Raw genomic sequence first — 19,045 nt, 5'->3', positions numbered from 1 at the left:
TGCGGAAGTGGGTGACGAACGCAGGGGAAAGCGCGCCTTAAGGAGAAAACGCGCCGTAAGGCGAAAGCGCGCGGAGGGGGCCGTATCGATTTACTTTATCGCCGCGACGGCGGCCTTCGTGCTGCTGAACGGTCTGTTGATCGATTTTGCCAGAGTGGCGGCGTTCCGCAAGCAGGCGGAGCTCGCGGTGAAATCGGGCGCCCGTTCCGTTCTCTCTTCGTTCGATCCGGAAGTTTACGCCGGGTACGGTTTGTTCGTTCGCGGAGGCGACCGGGCCGACGCCTTGTTCCGCGAGACGCTGGAAGGCAATCTTGAGCAGGAAGGGCCGGGAGTTTTCCGGTTTCTGGACGTCAGATGGGAAAGCGCGGAGGTTACGGAAAGCCGGCCGCTTGCCTCGCATGAAGTGTTCAGGCGGCAGGTGCTGGAAGAGATGAAATACAAGGCTCCGATCGACTTGACGATCGAGCTCGCATCCCGTTTTCGCGGCATTGATGCCGCCATGGCGGAAACGAAGAAGACGGCGGACCTTCTCGAGCGGATGCGTCAAGCTTATGAACGCAGGGAAGCGGCGCTGGACGAAGTTCTGAAACGTCAGGCGGAGGCCGGAAGCAAGCTGGTAAACGCCATGGCAGGCTATGTTCCGGACCCTCCCGCCGCCTTGACGGGAACGAGGCCGGCCGGCGACGTGCGGGACATTGCCGATGCGGCGCTGATGTATCCCGATTATGTCGGCAAACGGCTGGAGGACGAGGCGCGAAGCCGGGCGCTTGCCGACGCCGTGGCGCAGTGGAACAGCCGCCAGGCTCAAGCCCGGCAGGAGGGCAAACCTTTTACCGAACCTTATCCGACCGGGGGGCCGATCCATTCGGCGGCGATCGGCGCTTACGAATCGGGGATGAGCAGGTTGGCCGCCTCGCTTCCGGATCGGATCCGTGACGGAGCCGACCAAGCGGCCGAAGCCTTGGCGGCCGCCCGAGAGGCGCTTGGCGAAGCGGAGGAAGCGAACCGGCAGATGCGGGAGATGGCGGCCGGCGCGCAGAACTCCGGGGACGAAGGAGATGCCGGACAGGGTTCGGTCGATGGCGGAATCGGAAAGGAACGCGAGCAAATGCTCCGGGATCTTCGCGAGTCCGCGAACGATTTGGTGCTGGACGGCGCTTTCTTCGGCGAATATGGGGCGGAGCTCGACAGGCAGTCCGAAGAGGCGGCGGAGACGGCGGATGCGGCGTCGCAATTCGGTCGTTCGGCCGCGGCGGCTTCGGGTTCGACCGGACTTGAAGAAGAGCTTCGAAGCGGGGCCGAACGTCTGCAGCGCGCCGGAGATTTGTATCGGAACCGGTACGGCGCTTCGGGATCCGTTCTTGAGGACAGGCGCGGAAAGCTTGGCGAGCATCGCGCCGCGGACGAGGAGCGCAAACGTCTGGAAAAGGAGGCCGAAACCGAGTGGTCGTCCGCAAACTCGTTGCTGCAGGCTTTGTCCGCAGCGGAAGGGACGGACGAAGAGAGGGAGGCGTTCCGGGAGCTTGATCGCCTTTACCAGGAAAATCTCGCCTGGAACAAAGCGGCGGATGAACAAACGGCGCCGCCGCGTCCGGATCGCGCGTCCCGGGGCCGGGACGAGGCGGTCGCCGCCTCAAAGGATTGGCTTGACGCTCTTGCCGTTGCGTCGGCGAATTGGCGGGATTCGCTCTACTTTGCCGAATACGCGGTTTCTCGCTTCTCCTATAGCGACCCCGCTGAAATCAAGGCATGGCTGAGCGGCGAGGCGGGAAGCGCGACGAGTCCCGATAAGCAGCAAGCCGAGTATATTTTGTATGGCTTGACCCATCCGAGCGGAAACATCGCGGCGGCTTACGGCGAAATTTTTATGTTTCGGCTGGCGATTCGAACAATGGAAGGATTGATCGAGTCCCGTTCGCTCGGGTCTCCGCTGCTTGTGCTGGCCGGAGCGCTGCTTTACGCGGTCAAACATGCGGTTGCCGATCTGCGGCATTTGTTGGATCAGGGGAAGATCGAACTGTCCAAATACGTGAAGGCGGACACGGTTTATTCCGATTATTTGCGCTTGTTTTTCCTGCTTCACGGCGGCTCTTCCGGCCAAACCGCCCGCACGATCGCCGTGATTGAGCATAATACGGGCATATCGCTGCAGGAGGCGTACACATATGTCAGCGGGGAGGGCGTTGCGTCGCTAAGGTTGTGGTTTTTTCCGGGATTGATCAAGGCGCTCGGGAAAACCGGAAGGCTGGGCGGAGAGGTGGCAGGGAACCGCTATGAAGCTGTTTTTACGGCGGATAACGCCTACCAGTGAACGGGCCTCGCGCGTGCGCGCTGCGGGGAGCATCACGCTGGAAGCCGCTCTCGTTATGCCGATCTTTATGCTGACGGTTGTGTTTCTCGTGTTTCTCATTCGGACCTCGGTCACGGCGATGGCGCTTCACGGAGCGCTGTCCCAGACCGTGAGGCAGGCCGCCGCGGCGTGGTACCCGATATCCCTGGCCGCCGACAAGGTGCGGTCCGAGCCCGTCTACAAACAAACGGAGACATGGTCCGCCAAGCTCGAGGACATCGGCCGGACGCTGTCCGAATACGGGGATCTTCTCCCTTCGCCGTTGTCGGAATGGGCCCGGCAGGCCGCTGACGGCTCGTGGTCGATCGAACAAACGGCCGCAAGAGCGGCGTTCGAAGAGTGGCTGAAAACGAGGCTGGACGGCGGCTTGCTGGACGAAGACCGCCTGCGGGTGGTCAAAGCGGAAATCCCTTCGGCCGAGCAACCGTCCGGCGCATTCATTACGGTGGAGGCGGAATACCGTCTTCCGTTCAAGGTTCCGTTTGTCGGCAGGACCCTTGTGCTGCGCCAATCGGCCAGGGAGCGGGCGTGGGTCGGCGGACAGCCGTCCGCCGCGAAGCTTGCCGAGGACGGTGAGCAGCCGAGCGCCTTGTCGTTCGTTTCGCTTTCGCCCAATCCGGTGGCAAGGGGTCGAAAGGCGACGCTGACGCTGCGGGCGGAACCGGGACAGACGGTCTATCTGACCGTGGTCTACAAGAGCGGGGAAAGCCAGGCGAGGAATCTTGGAATGGCAACGGCGGACGAGAGGGGCATCGTTTCATGGACCTGGCACGTTTCGGGCAACACGACGCCGGGCACATGGTTTTGGGAGGCAAAGTCCGAAGGCAGAGAGCCATTGACGCAGACGTTCGAGGTTGCGGCCAAATCGCAAGCGAACGGGGGCGGTTAGGCTTCCACGCCGCGAACGAGACGGAACGTACGAAAGGAGAGAATCGACGGTTGACGGGCTTCGAAATGATCACGATATCCGCGGCTGCGGCGCTTACCCTGATCGCCTGCTGGACCGACATTCGGCGCATGGAAATTCCGAACGGCCTGACCGTTCCGGCTGCCGTCTCCGGCCTGGTTTGCCATGGTCTGCTGCAAGGCTGGGAGGGTCTGGGTCGCTCCGCCGCAGGAGCGGCATTCGGCATGGCGCCGCTTTTGATCCTGTTTCTGCTGCGGGGGATCGGCGGGGGAGACGTCAAATGGTTTGCCGCTTACGGCGCTTGGATGGGATCGGTTCGCGCGCTGGAACTGGCCGTATGGTCGATTTTGTTCGCCGGAGGGATTGCGCTGCTGCTGATTCTGCTGAGGGCGCCCGGCTTGCGCAAAGGGTTCGGCGCCATCGCTTGGCCGTGGGGAAAGCACCCGCTTGAAGCGGGCAAAGGCGGGGCGAAGTTTCCGTTTATGCTGGCGGTGGGGCCCGCTTTTGCCGCCCTCATGTGGGGAGGATTCGGCTGAGCATGAGAAGGAGGGAAAGGCATGAACGGTTATAAGGTGAAATTCGAACAGGGACGCGGCCATCGGATGGTGCTGGAGGGCGATCCGCTGATCGGCGGGAAAGAGTTGGACTTGCTCCAAACGGATATGCTCCGCGCCTGCGATGTTCCCGGTTTGCTGAAGCTGGAAACGGAAGAGCTCGACGGAAAGATTGCCCTGCGCTATTCCCTGTTGGGGCGCCGCATGCTGTCGCAGGCCGTCCGGGCTTCCCGCTGGACGATGGCCGAGGCCGTATCCGCCCTGTGCCGCCTGGCCGACGTGCTGGAAAACGGCCGGGATTATATGCTGGATCAGGAGCGCTTCGTTTTGGACGACGATTTTATTTTTGTCGGCGAGGATTGGCATGATCTGTATTTTACCTATTTGCCGGTCTCAAGAAAGCCGGCAGGGGAAAGTTTCGCGTTTGCGCTTGAGCGGTTAATCGTGCGCTGGATGATGTACGTCGACGAACCGGACGGCTTGGCCATGCGGCACCTGTTGCGCATCGCGGGATCGGAGGATTTCTCGCCTGCGGCGCTTCGGCATTACGCCCGGGCGTACGCGGCGGCAGCCAACCCGATTGCAGGGCGTGAAGCGGGCGGATCGCGGGAAACGTCGTCCTCCCGATTCCGTTCGGCAGGCGGGAAGGAAGCCCGGGGATCCGGGATTGACGGTTCGCCGAAGACGGCGGTGCGATCTTCGGGGATGGGGAGCGCAGCAAGCAGACCGGAAGCCGCCTCCGATCCGTCTCCTCGTTCGGAAGCCGGCATCGAGCCGAAAAAGGCGATTCCGGCAAGGGCGTTTTCAAGGCCGAACGGGATCGAAAAAGAGGTTCCGGCCGATGGCGCGAGGACGGAAGGCGGCCTGCTGAGACGGATTCAGACGCCGGCAAACGATCCGCAAAGCCTGTCCGGTTTGTTGGGAGACGGCCGGGAGGAATGGGCCGTTCGGACAACGGAAAAGCCTCCGCTGTCTCTCGGAAGGCTGAGGACCTGCGTTGCGGCGGGCGCTTCGCTGCTGGCCGCCGCGGCCTGGCGGTTCGTCTATTTGCCTTCGCCGGATTCGCGCAACCTGGCGCTTTCGGCCGGAATTTCGCTCTGTATGGCCGGAGCCTGCGCGTATATGTGGAATGGAGGTTTTCTAGGGAAGAACAAGAACGCCCTGGCGCCGGAAGCTCCGGCTTCGTCAGGCCTTCCGGAGTACGATAAAGAGCTCGGCGTAAAGCCCGAACGCGAACGCGAGTTTTCTGCGCCGGAGGCCAAACCACGGTTTGCCGCTTTTTCGCCCGTATCGCCTGCACTGCCCATATCGCCTGCGTCGCCTATATCGTCTGCATCGTCCGTATCCGATCCGGATACGTCCTATTCGCATCGCGAAGCGGCGGACTATGGCTGGAGGAACGCTGCCAATAAGGAGGGAGAAGAATGGGGGGCGGAGAGCGCCGAAGCGTCCGGGCTGCGGACAAGCTGGCTGCCCGGAAGCGGAGCGGAGACCGCGTTGCTGTCCGATGCCGTCCGTCCGAACGACTCGAAGCCTTATTTGGAGACGGACAGCGGCGGACGCAAGGTCCGCATCGCGCTTCAAGGCTCTTCCCTGATCATCGGGAGGTCCGCCGAGATCGCGCAGCACGTGGACGAAACGCAAGGCGTATCGAGAGCCCACCTGGAACTGATCCGGCAGGCGGACGGATGGCGGGCGAAGGATCTGGGCTCGCGCAACGGCAGCTGGATCAACGGCAAGCCGATGGCGCCGTATGAACTGTACCCGCTAAAGAGCGGCGACAGCCTGCAAATCGCTTCGTCCGTCTACCGATACAACGAAATGTAGCCAACAATGAAATGCCTGGTATCCCCGGTACTTCTATTTGCTCCGTCAGCGCTCCGTCAGCGCTCCGTCAGCGTGTCAAATCGCGAAGCGCTTCGTCCAGACGCGGATAGGCGAACTGGAACCCGTGTTCGAGCGCCTTCAGCGGATAGGCGAGCTGTCCCGTGAGCACCAGATCCGCCCTTTCGCCGAGGAAGGCCCGCAGCAGTCCGGATGGAACGGGCAGCCAATGCGGACGGCGCATCACTTCGCCAAGCGTGCGGCCGAACGCGTCGTTGGTGACCGGGTCCGGGGCGACGGCGTTGACCGGCCCTTCGATCTCGGGCGTGTCGAGACAGAACAGGATGAGCGAAACGGCATCCTGCAGGTGAATCCATGGGAACCCTTGGGTTCCGTCGCCGATTCTGCCGCCGACGAGCAGCCGGTATGGCAGCCGAAGCAGCGGGAACGGGCCGCCCTTGCGGGCCAACACGAGACCGAGGCGAAGCTTTACGATTCGGTCCACGGGAATTTGGTCCGCCGCCTCCTCCCAGGCAACGACGACGCGTCCAAGATAATCCGCCGGATCGGCAGGGGAATTTTCGTCGAACAATTCTTCCTCGAACGATTCCGCCAATCGGGAGCCGGGCTGGCCGGACGTCCCCGTTGCCGTATGCGTTGCCGGCGTATACGCCGCCGTATGCGCCGCATTCCCCGTTGTTTCGGAAGCGGCCGGTTCGGCGTCCAGCGGGGAATCCGGCCGTGCCGCACGTTCGGCCCAAAGGTTCGAATCCGCAGGCCCGGTTTGGGCGTTCGAGCCCACAGGGCCGGATGCGAACCCAGCTTCTTGAGTGCGCCAGTCGTCCTGTCCGGCGCTATACACGGCATCCTCTGCGTTCGGATCGAAATCATCCGATACGGGATAGCTGTGTTCCCGCTCCGGAACGGAACCTCCGGCTGCCGGGCGGTTCGGCAGCCGCCCGTCCGTTTCCCCCGGAACGCTTCGGGTAAAGCCTTTCAGCCCGTTAGGGTAAACATGGCGGGTCGGTTCGGATTCGGCATGCGCCCGGGTACGGACCGAAGCCGATTCCGGGCTCGACGCCAGCGCCGAACGGGCGTCCCGAGCTTCGAAGGAGAACGGTTCCGGCGCTTCCGCCGCCGGCGAATCCGCCTTCCATGCTGCCGAATCGGCCTCGCCTCGGTCCGCTGCTCCGCGCGAAGCCCGTTCGGCCATCGCTTCGGCGCCGCCGCCGGCCGAAGGCGAATCCGGGACGGCGCTTGCCGCAGAAGTCGGTATGTAAGGCGTGGTCTTTCGTTTTGTCATCTTGCTGAACGAATGTCCGTACAGGGCGACAGCCGACGCGTTCACGACGACCTTCGGGGGAACGGTCATCTGTTTGACGATATCGGCAAGATGCATGGCCGTCTGCGTGCGCGAAACGAGAATCCGCCTTTTGGACTCTTCGTTCCAGCGCTGATTGATCGATTCCCCGGCCAAATTCACGATACCGTCCAATCCGTTCCAACGGGCGGGGTTTTTGGACAATTCTTCCCATGTTACATAGAGAAAGCCCGCGGCCGGGGCCGCAGGCATTTTTCGCGTTACAATCCAAACTTCGTCGCCGCGGGCCAGCATCGCGTCCGCGAGCGCCTTTCCGATAAAACCGGTACCGCCGCAAATCATGAACCGCATGACATGCGCTCCTTTGCTGTTATTGCTTGTCGATGGAGACGATCACGTTTTGCTTCACCTGTTCGCCGTTTGCATCCAACTTTTCTTCTTTATATTGGAATTTTACGGGAGTTCCTTGTTCCCAATCGGACAGCTTTTCCGCCGTTGCGGCGTCGATTTGGAACGGAGTCGGGCCGTTTTCCGTTTTGATTTCGATCGAGTGGCTGTCCATCAGCCCGATATATTCGCCGGTCGATTCGATCACTTCCGGGGTTTCCGCAGAAGGAGAAGCGCTCGGGCTCTCGGGAGCCGGCGTCACGCTTGCGGACGGGCTCGCAGACGGAGACTCGCTTGCCCCGGGGGCTCCGTTATTGTCTTTGCTGCACGCCGTCGCCAAAACCAAAGAAAGGACAGCTACACATAAAGCCAAATGTTTACCGAAACGTTTCATGCAAAAGCACCTCCAAAGTTAGTCAAAAGCCTGAGCTGTCATATTGCCCTCAAGAGGTTAGACGGCGGCAAAGCGCAAAGGTTTCGATATTTGTTTCATTACGTTCAGCCAACCGCCGGAATTACCGAAATTATTCCAAGAGGTGCTTGTAAGGCGAGTAGTCGATTTGGTTTTTTTCGAGAAATTTGATCAGGAACGAATGGTCCCGCTTGGGCGTGGCCAATATGTATCCTTCGATGCAGTGCGCTACCGTCACGCTCGAGGCGCCGCTTTCGACAGCCAACTGCCCGATGCGGGCGGCGATGGAATGCTTGGCGATATCGCGGAACGGGGCGGGTACCGGCTCGGTCAGCTTGTCCAGCAGGGCTTTCGTTTCCTCGGTCCAGAGCGGCCGGCTTTTTTCCACCCAGTAATTTTGCCAGTCCAGCTTCGACTTCCCGTCCTGCTTGGGCAGAACCTTGAGAAATTTGCGAAACATAAAAAATCCGCCTATGCTGATGAACACGACCAGCACGATCGTCCAAAATCCGATAAAATACATAAACCAATCGGGCGTGCCTTTCAATGCTCCTCACCTCTACGTAAACGCTCATCAAATCTTCATTTTGAAATTATAGCTCATTCCTAGATTTATTTCGACGTTCGCGCTACAATAGGGGATGATCCAAACGGACGCGCCCCGGCCGGATCGGGAACCCCGTTCCTTAAGGCACGGAGGCGGAGAGGAGCAACTCCATGCTTAAAATCGGTTCCCATGTATCTTTTTCGGACAAGGGCCTGCTGACCGCAGCCAAGGAGGCCATATCCTACGGCTCCAGCACATTTATGATTTATACCGGCGCTCCGCAGAACACGCGACGCAAGCCGATTGACAGCCTGTACATTCCCGAGGGCAAGAAGCTGATGGCGGAGGCCGACATCGGCGAAATCGTCGTTCACGCCCCCTACATCATCAACCTCGGTTCCTATAAGAACGAAACGTTCGAACTTGCGGTCAATTTCCTGCAAGAGGAAATTCGCCGCACGCACCACATCGGCGTCCGCAACATCGTCCTTCATCCGGGCGCTTATACCGACAAAGATCCGGAATACGGCATCCAACGCATCGCCGAAGGGTTGAACGAGGTGCTCGGCGCCACCAAGGATACGGACGTAAGCATCGCGCTGGAGACGATGGCCGGCAAAGGATCGGAGATCGGACGCACCTTCGAGGAGATCGCCGCCATTATCGAGCGCGTGGAGGACAACCGCCGGCTCGCCGTCTGCATGGACACTTGCCACATGCACGATGCGGGTTACGACGTCGTGAACGATTTTGACGGCGTGCTGCGCCAATTCGACGATATCGTCGGCCTGGACCGGCTGGCCGTCGTGCATATCAACGACAGCAAAAATCCGCAAGGATCGGCCAAAGACCGCCACGCTCCGATCGGCTCGGGCTGGATCGGGTTCGAGGCGATCGAAAGGATCGTGCATCACGAGGCGCTGCGGGACAAGCCGTTTATTCTGGAAACGCCCTGGATCGGGAAAATCAAGGACAAGGAGCGCCCGATGTACGAGGCGGAAATCGCGATGCTGCGCGGCAACGCCGAAGAGCGCTTCGGGGGCGCTTTCCTTGAGGACGTCGAGCGGCTTCACCACTTCTACGACAAGGAAGGCATCGTGCCCCGCCAGTATGTGCTCGGTACGTGGGAGCTGCTCAAGTCCGACGCCAAGGCGCGCAAAGCGGACCCGCGCGAACCGATGGAGCGGCTGTACGATTTGGCGGTCGAGCATCGCGTACTGTCGCCCGATTACAGCGAGGAAGAAATCAACCACCGCATCACCGTCAGCCTCGCGGGCAAAGAATGGTTGGCGAAAGTGTAACGGCAAGGTTGTAACGGCGAGGGTGTAAAGGCGAAGGCCCGTTCTACCCGTTTTAGGTGAAGGTTGGGTTTCAGCGAAGATCGAGCGAAGAGCGAGTTTCAACGAACCCGAGCGAAAATCGGGTTTCAGCAAATCTAAGCAATGATCGAGTTCTAGCGAAGCTCAAGCGAAGATTGAGTTTAGGCGAAGGCCAAGTTAACGGCGGAAGACCGGAACCGTTCGCCGTTCGACGGCATGTTTGGCAGAAAGGAAGCGAATGCATGAGTCTTAACGTCTATAAAGCGCAGGAGGCGCTGCGCAAGGAAGATAAGAACAACCGCGCGCGCATGCTGATCTCCTGTCCCGACCGCCCCGGCATCGTGGCGGCCGTCTCCCAATTTCTGTACGAGCAGGGCGCGAACATTGTTCAGTCCGACCAGTACACGATGAACCCCGAGGGCGGGATGTTTTTCATGCGGATCGAGTTCGACCTGAACGATCTGGAGCAAAAGCTTCCGTCGCTTCAGGAGGACTTTACCCGCGTCGCCGACCGCTTTGACATGCGCTGGAGCGTGTACCGCGCCAGCCGCCGCAAGCGCATCGCCGTGATGGTGTCCAAGGAAGACCACTGCCTGTTGGAATTGCTCTGGCAATGGCAAGCCGGCGATCTGGACGCCGACATCAGCATGGTGATCAGCAATCACGACATTATGCGGGGGCTGGTCGAGTCCTACGGCATTCCTTACCACCATATTCCGGTGACGCCGGAGACGAAGGAAGAAGCCGAGCGCAAGCAGCTGGAATTGACGGCCGCGGGCAAAATCGATCTGGTCGTGCTGGCCCGCTACATGCAAATCGTCACGCCGAAGTTTATCGAGCATTTCCCGAACCGGATCATCAACATTCACCATTCCTTCCTTCCGGCTTTCGTCGGCGGCAAGCCGTACCATCAGGCGTACGAGCGGGGCGTCAAGCTGATCGGAGCGACGGCGCACTACGTCACCGCCGAGCTGGACGCAGGGCCGATCATCGAGCAGGACGTTCAGCGGGTCAGCCACCGCAACGATGTCGACGAATTGAAGCGGATCGGCCGCCACATCGAGCGCATCGTACTGGCCCGCGCCGTCAAGTGGCATACGGAGGACCGTCTGGTCGTGTACCAGAACAAGACGGTCGCCTTCGTCTGAGCGCAAACGCCCATGTCCTCCCGCAGGCAGCAGACGGTCATCGAAGGCCGCGTGGCCTACGATGTGGAAAACGACGAATGGGTAATGTATATCGGCGACCGGTTCGTTTATATGGGAGACTTGTATGCCGCGGTCAACCGCCGGCTCGCGGAGCAGGGCCAGGTGCCGCTTCAAGCGGGCGACGAGCTGGAAGTGAGGCTCAGGCGGTAGCCGCCGCCCCAAGAATCCCGGGCCCAAGCGGGCCGCAAAGCCGGGCTTGTACGTACAACCCGTGGTAAAACCCGGAAACCCGTGGTACAATATGTGGGATTAACGTTCCCGCGCCCGGTTTGGGAATTTTGGTTTGCGTTTTATTTATCCATCGCGGACGAACAACGTCTTTGCGATATATAGAAGGAGGTCCATCCACAAGATGACTGCAAGCACCAAATCGATTGAACAATTATCCATTACGACCATCCGGACCTTGGCCATCGACGCGATCGAGAAAGCCAAATCCGGCCACCCGGGCATGCCGATGGGCGCGGCGCCGATGGGTTACCAATTGTTCGCCAAAACGATGACCCACAATCCGTCCAATCCGGAATGGATCAACCGGGACCGCTTCGTTCTGTCCGCAGGACACGGTTCGATGCTGCTTTATGCGCTGCTTCACCTGAGCGGCTACGACCTGCCGCTGGAAGAACTGAAAAATTTCCGCCAATGGGGCTCCCTCACGCCGGGGCATCCGGAATACGGCCATACGGCGGGCGTTGACGCGACGACGGGGCCGCTCGGCCAAGGGATTGCGATGGCGGTCGGCATGGCGATGGCCGAAGCTCAGCTTGCGGCTACATACAACCGCGACGGCTTCGAGCTGATCAACCACTGCACGTATTCCATTTGCGGCGACGGCGACCTGATGGAAGGCATCTCCTCCGAGGCCGCATCGCTGGCGGGCCACCTGAAGCTGGGCAAATTGATCGTGCTTTACGATTCCAACGACATCTCCCTTGACGGCGAGCTGAGCTTGTCGTTCTCGGAAAACGTCGCCAAACGCTTCGAAGGCTACAACTGGCAAGTGCTGCGCGTCGAAGACGGCAACGATCTGGACGCGCTGGCCAAGGCGATCGCCGCCGCGCAAGCGGAAAAGGACAAGCCGACGCTGATCGAAGTGAAGACGATTATCGGCTACGGTTCCCCGAACAAAGGCGGCAAAGGCGGCCACGCCGGCCCGCACGGCTCTCCGCTCGGCGCCGAGGAAGCGAAGCTGACGAAACAGTTCTACGGATGGGATCACGAAGAATTCCACGTGCCGGACGAAGTGCGCGCTCATTTCGCGGAAGTGAAGGCGCGCGGCGAGAAGGCGAACGCGGAATGGAACGAACTGTTCGCCAAATATAAATCGGCTTATCCGGAGCTGGCCGCTCAATTCGAGCGCGCGGTCAACCGCAAGCTGCCGGAAGGCTGGGACAAGGACCTGCCGGTGTACTCGCCGGAAGACAAGCCGCTCTCGACCCGCGTCGCATCGGGCAACGCGCTGAACGGCCTGGCGAAAAACGTTCCGCATCTCGTAGGCGGCTCCGCCGACCTGGAGAGCTCGACGATGACGCACCTGAAAGGTCTGCCCGTATACAAGGCAGGCCAATACGACGGCCGCAACATTTACTTTGGCGTACGGGAATTCGGCATGGCTGCGGCCATGAACGGCATCTCCCTGCACGGCGGCCTCAAGGTGTACGGCGGCACGTTCTTCGTCTTCACCGACTACCTGCGTCCTGCCGTCCGTCTCGCTGCGCTCATGAAGCAGCCGGTCGTCTACGTCCTGACGCACGACTCGATCGCGGTCGGCGAAGACGGTCCGACGCACGAGCCGATCGAGCAGCTCGCTTCGATCCGCGCGATGCCGGGCCTTACGGTCATCCGTCCGGCCGACGGCAACGAAACGTCCGCCGCATGGGCATATGCCGTGCAAAACAACGCCAACCCGGTTGCGCTTGTGCTCACCCGCCAAAACGTGCCGATTCTTGCAGGTACGGCGGAAAAAGCGCGCGAAGGCGTCGCCAAAGGCGGATACGTGTTGTCCGAAGCCGCTAACGGCAACCCGCAAGGCATCCTGATCGCGACGGGTTCGGAAGTGCAGCTGGCCGTCGCCGCGCAAAAAGCGCTTGCCGAACAAGGGGTGCATGTTCGCGTCGTCAGCCTGCCGAGCTGGGATCTGTTCGACAAGCAGCCGCAGGAATACAAGGACAGCGTTCTTCCGAAGTCGGTCAAAGCCCGTCTTGCGATCGAAATGGCTTCCCCGTTCGGTTGGGAACGTTATGTCGGAGATGGCGGCGCGATTCTCGGCATCTCCACCTTCGGCGCATCCGCGCCGGGAGACCGCGTGATCAAGGAATTCGGCTTCACCGTCGACAACGTGATCGCGCAATTCAAGAAGCTGCTGTAAGATCGGACAGCGCTGGAATTCCGGCCCCTGCACAGATCGTCAATCCGGCACAGCCGATCGCATGCGGAACGGTATGTGCACCGATGCGTGAACTGGCTGTACGCACCGATGCGCGGACTGGCTGGGCGGATTGGGTGCAGGGGCGATGTACAGACGGGTGAACCGCTAAGTTGGGACGGGTGAACGGTTTAGTTCCGTTTTTCGTTTAGTTGCAGGCGGCGGTTATGCGGACCGTCGTTCCGCTATTCGGCCGATTTGGGCTAATGAGCGAGAGTGTACGGACAGTGGTTCCGCTATTTGCTCATTCATCGGCCAATTTTGCGGATTTGCCCCCCATTAGCGGATCGTCTGTCCGGAAACCGGCGAAAATCGGGAAATTTGGGCAAATAGCGGATCGCAGGTCCGGCTTGATGGCCGGACCTGGGTTCTATCTAGCGGGGAGCGGGGCCTAACGGGAGAGCAGGTTCGGTTGGCGGCCCGGCCGATGGAAACGCCGGACCAACCCCCGTGCTTTGGCGGCCAACGAAATGGGAGTTCGGCCCGCCCGCGATTACACGAACAGGGAGACGATTATGTCGCAATTCGATAACGTAAGTGTCGTCAAGAAAGCCAATATTTACTTTGACGGCAAAGTCACGAGCCGCACCGTCAAGTTTGCGGACGGAAGCCACAAAACGCTGGGCATCATGCTGCCGGGCGAGTACGAATTCGGCACTTCGCAAACCGAAGTGATGGAGATTTTGGCCGGAGAGCTGAGCGTTCAGCTTCCGGGCAGCGAGGAATGGATTTCCATCTCGGGCAGCGGGGAGTTCACGGTTCCGGCCAATGCCAAATTCAAATTGAAGGTCGCGCAAACGACCGATTATATTTGCTCTTATCTGTAAGCTGGAAAATATGCAAGCTGAAAAAACCGTCCTCGAGGGGCAAAAACGCCTCCGGGACGGTTTTTTTGTTGCACTACTTGACGACTTTCGGAAGCTCGATCGTCACGGCGGTGCCTTCGTGCACCCGGCTTTCGATGCGCAGCGCCGCCTGTCTGTCGAACAGATGCTCCAGCCGTTTTTTCGTATTGGCCAGCCCGATGTGGCGCAGCCCGCTGTTTTTGCGCGTTTCGACTCTGTCCCAAATCGTGGCGAGCTGCTCCGGTTCGATGCCGACTCCGTCATCCTCGATCCGGATGACAAGGGTCCGCTCGCGCGCGGAAACGGACAGGCGGATGGTGCCGAACGCATCTTTCGGGCATATGCCGTGAAAAATCGCGTTTTCGATAAACGGCTGAATCAAATGGCGGGGAACGAGGCAATCGAGCGCTTCTTCGTCCACGTCCCGGACGACCTCGAACATGCCGGCGTACCGGTACGACTGGATTTCGATATAGTCCTGCAGCAGGCGCAATTCGTCGCGAAGCGGAATGAGCGACCCCGCCTCGCCGATTTTGCCGGCGTCCTGCAAAAGCCGGATAAGCGCGCCGGTCATGCGGACGATGTCGCGGTTGCCCTGCTTTTCGGCCATATACATGACGGCATTGAGCGTGTTGTAGACAAAATGCGGGTTCAACTGCGACAAGAGCAGCTCCAACTCCATCTCCCGCTTGTTTTTCTCGTAACGGATCGATTCCTCAAGGTGCGAACGAAGCTGATGCGTCATCCGGTTAAATCCCTGCCCCAGCTTTTCCAACTCGTCCCCCGTCCGGATCTCGACGGAAGCCTGCAGGTTGCCGCTCGAGACGATATTCATCGCATGGTACAGCCGCATGATCGGACGCGTAATGCGAAGAATCGCCGGCATCATGAGCAGCAGCGTCATAATGGTGCTTGTGACCGAAAAAACGCCGAGCAAATAAAGCACGAATTGGCCCCGTTCCATCAGCTTTTTTTGCGAGATGAAGGTTACAAGCTTCCAATGATTCGCGTTCGAGCGTTCGACCAGCAGATAGCCGTTCCGGACTTTGACGGCGCCTTCGCCCGGCTTTTCGCCGACGGCCCGGATCAACTCGTCCGAGGACATCGCCCCGGAGTCGTCCGGCTCTTTTTCGTACAGCACGGCTCCTCCCTCATGCAGCCAGATAAACCCTTCAAAGTCGCGGCTGCCGAAGTCGAGCAGGCTTTTGAAGTTTTCATAGTCGAGATTGACGATCAGCTCGCCGATTTTTTTCTCGGGCTGCTCGATGTCTCTTACGGAGACGATAAAGCTGATCATGGCGCCCGTTTGCGAGGCGTTGTTGGATACAAGCAAATCGTGAGGCTCGGAAAACGCATGATCTTGACCGGACCGCTTGTAATTCTGGTACCAGTCTTCCTTTAACCGCTCGGAGAAATAAAGATCGTTGACCGATTCGCTCCAGAACGCCCGTCCGTCCGGCAAAATAAGCGCAAAGCTGTGCACTTCCTTGCGGAGCCCCTTGTTGTTGTCCAAATAGTCCAGCGTATGCTTGAGAATGGCGAATTGATCGTACGTGTCCAAACGGTTGAACGTTTTGTAGAACGATTGCACCTGCCCGGAAATGATCAAATAAAAGGAAAACTTGGCGATATCGTCCGACATGTATTCGAGCTGTCTCATCGTCTGGGCGAGCCTGGTCTCGTCTTCGCGAAGCATCTGGCCGATGAGAATCGTGCGATAGTAATAATAGGTGAAGCCGGCCGACAACAGAAAGCTGACGGCTGCGACGACGGCAATCCGCTGCAAAATGACGGAACGAAGCCTTCTCATCAGGCGCGGACTCCATGCCGGTACTGGTGGGGAAGCAGACCGGTCACTTTTTTGAACACCTGGCTGAAATGCTGGGGCGAGCGGTAGCCGACCCTTGCGCACACATCCGTCATTTTGGCGTCCTCCCGGCTTAATATGCGCTTGGCCTGTTCGATTCGGATTTCGGTCAAATAGTCGTGAAACGTGCGGTCCATCTCCCGCTTGAACAGCTGATGCAGATAGGACGCGCTGATGCCGAGCGAATACGCCACGTCCTCGATGTTGATGTCCTCGTGATAGTGGTCCCCGATATAGCGGACCGCCTTCAGCAGCTTGCCGGACAGGTTGCGGTACGGGCTTGCGGCGGAGCAAACCCCGATGATCCAATCCGTCAGCCGGCTTCGGATTTCGTCGATATGGTACGCCGGTCCTCCGCGGCGCGGGTCCAGCGGATCTTCCGCGGGCAGCCCCTTGGCGGCCAACAGCTCGCTTGCGGCGGCGGTTGCGGTGCGAATCGTTTCGTGCAGGAGGGGCAGGTCCCAATACGGGCGGACGGACGAATCGAACAGCCTGTTGATAGCGCTTTCGATTTGGCCGGCGTCAAGCTGCCGGATCGTTTCGGCCAGTCGGGCCAGTTCGGCCAGCCGCGCTCCGCGCAGCGGCAGAGAGGAGCCATCCGCGTCGTTCAGCGGGAGATCGTCCGCGCACAGCAGCGCGTCTTTGCCGCAAAACACCGCATGGCGGGCGGCCGTTTCGACCCGATGCAAGGATCGGGACAGGGTGGAGAGGCCGTCATCGTGAAAAGAGTAAAAAAGCGAGAACGGGCGCCCGAAACGGCGTTTTAGCCGGGCTTGCAGCTTGGCGGCGAGCTCGCGGAACGATTCGCGCCTTGGGGCGGCGGTTTTCGCTTTCCGGGCGTACACGGCGATAAACCGGGCGCGATCGAGGGCGAATTCGCCGACCGGCGTCCATTCGGGATGATCGGCCAGCGGCAGAAGATCTTCCTCGGGCCAACTGAAGGCCGGCCCGTTCGCGGTTCCGCCGCCGGCGGGAGGAACCGGGGCGAAGGGCAAATCCTCCTGCATCAGCGCCACCGCAAACGGAGGGCGAAATTCGCCTTCGCTTTCGGCCAACGCCAACGCTTCGCTCTCCGCGAGCGCCTGTTTAAGCTGCCGGGCGCGCTCGATCCGGCGCTGCTTTTCATCCGTCTGCCAGGCTTCCTTCGCCTTTTGCAGCGCTTGCAGCAAATGGTCCCGGTCCATTTCGTGCTTGATCAGATAGCCGGACACGTTCCCCAGGGCAATCGCTTGCCGCGCGCAGTCGAAGTCTTCATACGCGCTCATAATGATGAATTTGACGCCAAGCTTGCGTTCGGACGCGGCGCGGATCAAATCAAGTCCGTCCATAACCGGCATGCGGATATCCGCGATCACGATTTGCGGCCGGATTTCCTCGCACAGCCGCAAAGCGCTTTTTCCGTTCGTCGCCGTCGCCGCGATCTCGTACCCGTGACGGCTCCATTCGAGCAGGTTGCCGACACGCTCCAACGCGATGCGTTCGTCGTCCACCAGCATGACCTTCATGCGGTTCCCCCTCCCGCGCGTTCATGGTGTGTGTAGTCCAAATTATAACGCAGCGGGGGGGAAAGGAATCAAGCGTCTGTGCAGAAAGCCGACCAAAAGTGCAGAATTCCGTTATTTACGGGAGGATGCAAGCAGCGATATGCTTTGAAAGCGGATACATCAAAATGGTGGAAAGCGAGGGTTTACGATGAGCAAATCCGGTGGAACCAAACGAATCGTTGTCGCGCTCGTCCTTTGCCTGCTGGCCGCGCTGATCGCGGCTTGCGGAGGAGGAAATTCGGGAGGCGCAAACCCGAGCGCATCCGGGGGGACCGGACCGAACGCGTCCGGGGGAGGCGCCGATACCGGAGGGACGGGCGGCGGAAGCGGAGCGGAAGCCGGCTCCGGCGGGGACGAACAATTAAAGGGCGAATTCGTGCTGTGGACCTGGGAGCCCGAGCACCCGACGGCATTGGCCGCTTTCAACAAGAAATACCCGAACATCAAGATGAAGCGGGTGAATGTGGCGGCGGAGGACGTTCCGAAAAAGCTGCAGACGACGATCGCCTCCGGAGGCGAACTGCCGGATGTCATCCGGATCGAGAGAGGGCAGAAAGCGAAAATCTTCGATATGGGCATTCTGGAAGATTTGAGCGCGGCGCCGTACAACGCGGACACATCGCTGCTGTTCGATTACGACATCCCGGCCTTTTCCGTAGACGGCAAGCTGGTCGCGATCCCGGACGATATGAGCGTTGCCGGACTTGCCTTTATCAAGCCGCTGGCCAAAGAATACTTCGGAACGGACGATCCGGAAGAAATGGAGAAGATGTTTACAAGCTGGGACGTCTTCATCGAGAAGGGGAAAGAGGTCGTTCAGAAAAGCGGCGGCAAGGTCAAAATGTTCCCGAGCCTCGGCGATGTGAACGATATTTTGAAAGGGCAGCGTCCCGAGCCGTACTTCGACGGAAACAAGCTGAACGTGTCCGCGCTCGAAAGCGTCTTGTCCGCGCTGGTGAAGTTCCGCGATGCCGGCATCGTGGATAAGCTCGACCAATGGACGCCGGCATGGAACGCTGCGTTCGGCGGAGACAAATACATCTTTGCCGAGTGCCCGGTCTGGATGCCGCAATACGTCATCGGCCCGAACGACAAAAAAGACGACCGGTGGGCGCTGATGGTTCCGCCCGGCGGCGGCATCGTCAGAGGCGGGTCCTCGCACGGCATTCCGAAGGGCGCCAAAAACGCCGAACTGGCCTGGAAATGGATCGAGTTCACCTCCATGTCGCAGGAGGGCGCCGAAGCGCAGAAAACGGACGGGGTATTTACGCACTACAAAAAAGCGTACGAGGATCCGTCCTTTACGAACTGGACGTGGCGGAACTTCGGCAGCCAAGATATCGGCGAGAAATTCTTCGTGGACATCTCCGCGACGACGAAGGATATGCCGGAGAACATCAACGACACGTATCTCGACGAGGCGATGAGCATCGTGCTGCAGACGCTGGCGAAGGACAGCTCCTTCGGCCTCGAGCAGGCGATGGACCGGATCAAAAAAGAATTGAAGGCAAAAGCGCCTGACATTACCTGGTGAG

The 19,045-nt window shown here is 59.9% G+C and carries 15 protein-coding genes; 10 read left to right on the top strand and 5 right to left on the bottom strand.

Annotated features, from left to right (window positions below; all coding sequences use genetic code 11):
* Positions 1–7: 7 nt before the first annotated feature.
* The 4 genes from F560_RS0111225 to F560_RS0111210 are packed head-to-tail and all read left to right on the top strand — an operon-like array spanning position 8 to position 5,638.
* Complete coding sequence (locus F560_RS0111225) at positions 8–2,311, top strand: hypothetical protein (protein ID WP_019005833.1); 2,304 nt, start codon at positions 8–10, stop codon at positions 2,309–2,311.
* Positions 2,274–3,239, top strand: coding sequence for a TadE family protein (locus tag F560_RS25945; RefSeq protein ID WP_169449899.1), 966 nt, complete (start codon positions 2,274–2,276; stop codon positions 3,237–3,239). The genes F560_RS0111225 and F560_RS25945 overlap by 38 nt, the downstream gene beginning before the upstream one ends.
* Before the next feature lie 50 nt (positions 3,240–3,289).
* On the top strand, positions 3,290–3,793 hold the full coding sequence (locus F560_RS0111215; protein WP_019005831.1) for an A24 family peptidase: 504 nt from the start codon (positions 3,290–3,292) through the stop codon (positions 3,791–3,793).
* Between the two features lie 21 nt (positions 3,794–3,814).
* Entirely contained in the window at positions 3,815–5,638 is a 1,824-nt protein-coding gene (locus F560_RS0111210) for a DUF6382 and FHA domain-containing protein (protein WP_019005830.1), read from the top strand.
* A 67-nt stretch (positions 5,639–5,705) separates the two neighbouring features.
* Here the strand turns inward: F560_RS0111210 and F560_RS24620 are convergent, their stop codons facing one another.
* The 3 genes from F560_RS24620 to F560_RS0111190 all read right to left on the bottom strand — a co-directional run bounded on the left by F560_RS24620 (position 5,706) and on the right by F560_RS0111190 (position 8,278).
* Entirely contained in the window at positions 5,706–7,307 is a 1,602-nt protein-coding gene (locus F560_RS24620; RefSeq protein ID WP_019005829.1) for a DUF1731 domain-containing protein, read from the bottom strand.
* A gap of 19 nt (positions 7,308–7,326) precedes the next feature.
* A complete protein-coding gene (locus tag F560_RS25565; protein ID WP_156828956.1) occupies positions 7,327–7,737 on the bottom strand; it encodes a hypothetical protein in 411 nt (136 codons plus the stop codon).
* 130 nt (positions 7,738–7,867) lie between these two features.
* Complete coding sequence (locus F560_RS0111190) at positions 7,868–8,278, bottom strand: DUF2621 family protein (RefSeq protein WP_083932064.1); 411 nt, start codon at positions 8,276–8,278, stop codon at positions 7,868–7,870.
* Between the two features lie 194 nt (positions 8,279–8,472).
* On the opposite strand from F560_RS0111190, the gene F560_RS0111185 reads away from it, so the two are divergent.
* From F560_RS0111185 to ppnP, 5 genes are all read left to right on the top strand, one after another.
* Positions 8,473–9,603, top strand: a complete 1,131-nt coding sequence (locus F560_RS0111185; protein ID WP_019005826.1) for a deoxyribonuclease IV — start codon at positions 8,473–8,475, stop codon at positions 9,601–9,603.
* A 260-nt stretch (positions 9,604–9,863) separates the two neighbouring features.
* A complete protein-coding gene (gene purU / locus F560_RS0111180; protein WP_019005825.1) occupies positions 9,864–10,769 on the top strand; it encodes a formyltetrahydrofolate deformylase in 906 nt (301 codons plus the stop codon).
* A 12-nt stretch (positions 10,770–10,781) separates the two neighbouring features.
* Entirely contained in the window at positions 10,782–10,979 is a 198-nt protein-coding gene (locus F560_RS0111175) for a hypothetical protein (protein ID WP_019005824.1), read from the top strand.
* A gap of 202 nt (positions 10,980–11,181) precedes the next feature.
* Positions 11,182–13,197 carry a transketolase gene (gene tkt / locus F560_RS0111170; protein ID WP_019005823.1) on the top strand — a complete coding sequence of 672 codons (2,016 nt, stop codon included), beginning with the start codon at positions 11,182–11,184 and terminating at the stop codon, positions 13,195–13,197.
* Positions 13,198–13,769: 572 nt separating this feature from the next.
* Positions 13,770–14,081: a pyrimidine/purine nucleoside phosphorylase gene (ppnP, locus tag F560_RS0111165; protein WP_026298226.1), complete on the top strand. Its 312-nt coding sequence runs from the start codon at positions 13,770–13,772 to the stop codon at positions 14,079–14,081.
* Between the two features lie 73 nt (positions 14,082–14,154).
* On the opposite strand, the gene F560_RS0111160 is transcribed toward ppnP, so the two are convergent.
* Together F560_RS0111160 and F560_RS0111155 are read right to left on the bottom strand one after the other, a co-directional pair.
* The gene (locus F560_RS0111160) at positions 14,155–15,909 is read right to left on the bottom strand and encodes a sensor histidine kinase (RefSeq protein WP_019005821.1); all 1,755 of its coding nucleotides are present in this window, start codon (positions 15,907–15,909) and stop codon (positions 14,155–14,157) included.
* On the bottom strand, positions 15,909–17,471 hold the full coding sequence (locus F560_RS0111155; protein WP_019005820.1) for a response regulator transcription factor: 1,563 nt from the start codon (positions 17,469–17,471) through the stop codon (positions 15,909–15,911). Before F560_RS0111155 ends, F560_RS0111160 begins: the two co-directional genes overlap by 1 nt.
* A 187-nt stretch (positions 17,472–17,658) precedes the next feature.
* On the opposite strand from F560_RS0111155, the gene F560_RS0111150 reads away from it, so the two are divergent.
* On the top strand, positions 17,659–19,044 hold the full coding sequence (locus tag F560_RS0111150) for an ABC transporter substrate-binding protein (protein ID WP_019005819.1): 1,386 nt from the start codon (positions 17,659–17,661) through the stop codon (positions 19,042–19,044).
* The last annotated feature ends 1 nt before the right edge of the window (position 19,045 follow it).

This window comes from Cohnella laeviribosi DSM 21336 (assembly GCF_000378425.1).
In the GTDB taxonomy this organism is placed as follows: Bacteria; Bacillota; Bacilli; order Paenibacillales; family Paenibacillaceae; genus Cohnella; species Cohnella laeviribosi.
This window is presented reverse-complemented; position numbering and strand designations above follow the sequence as displayed.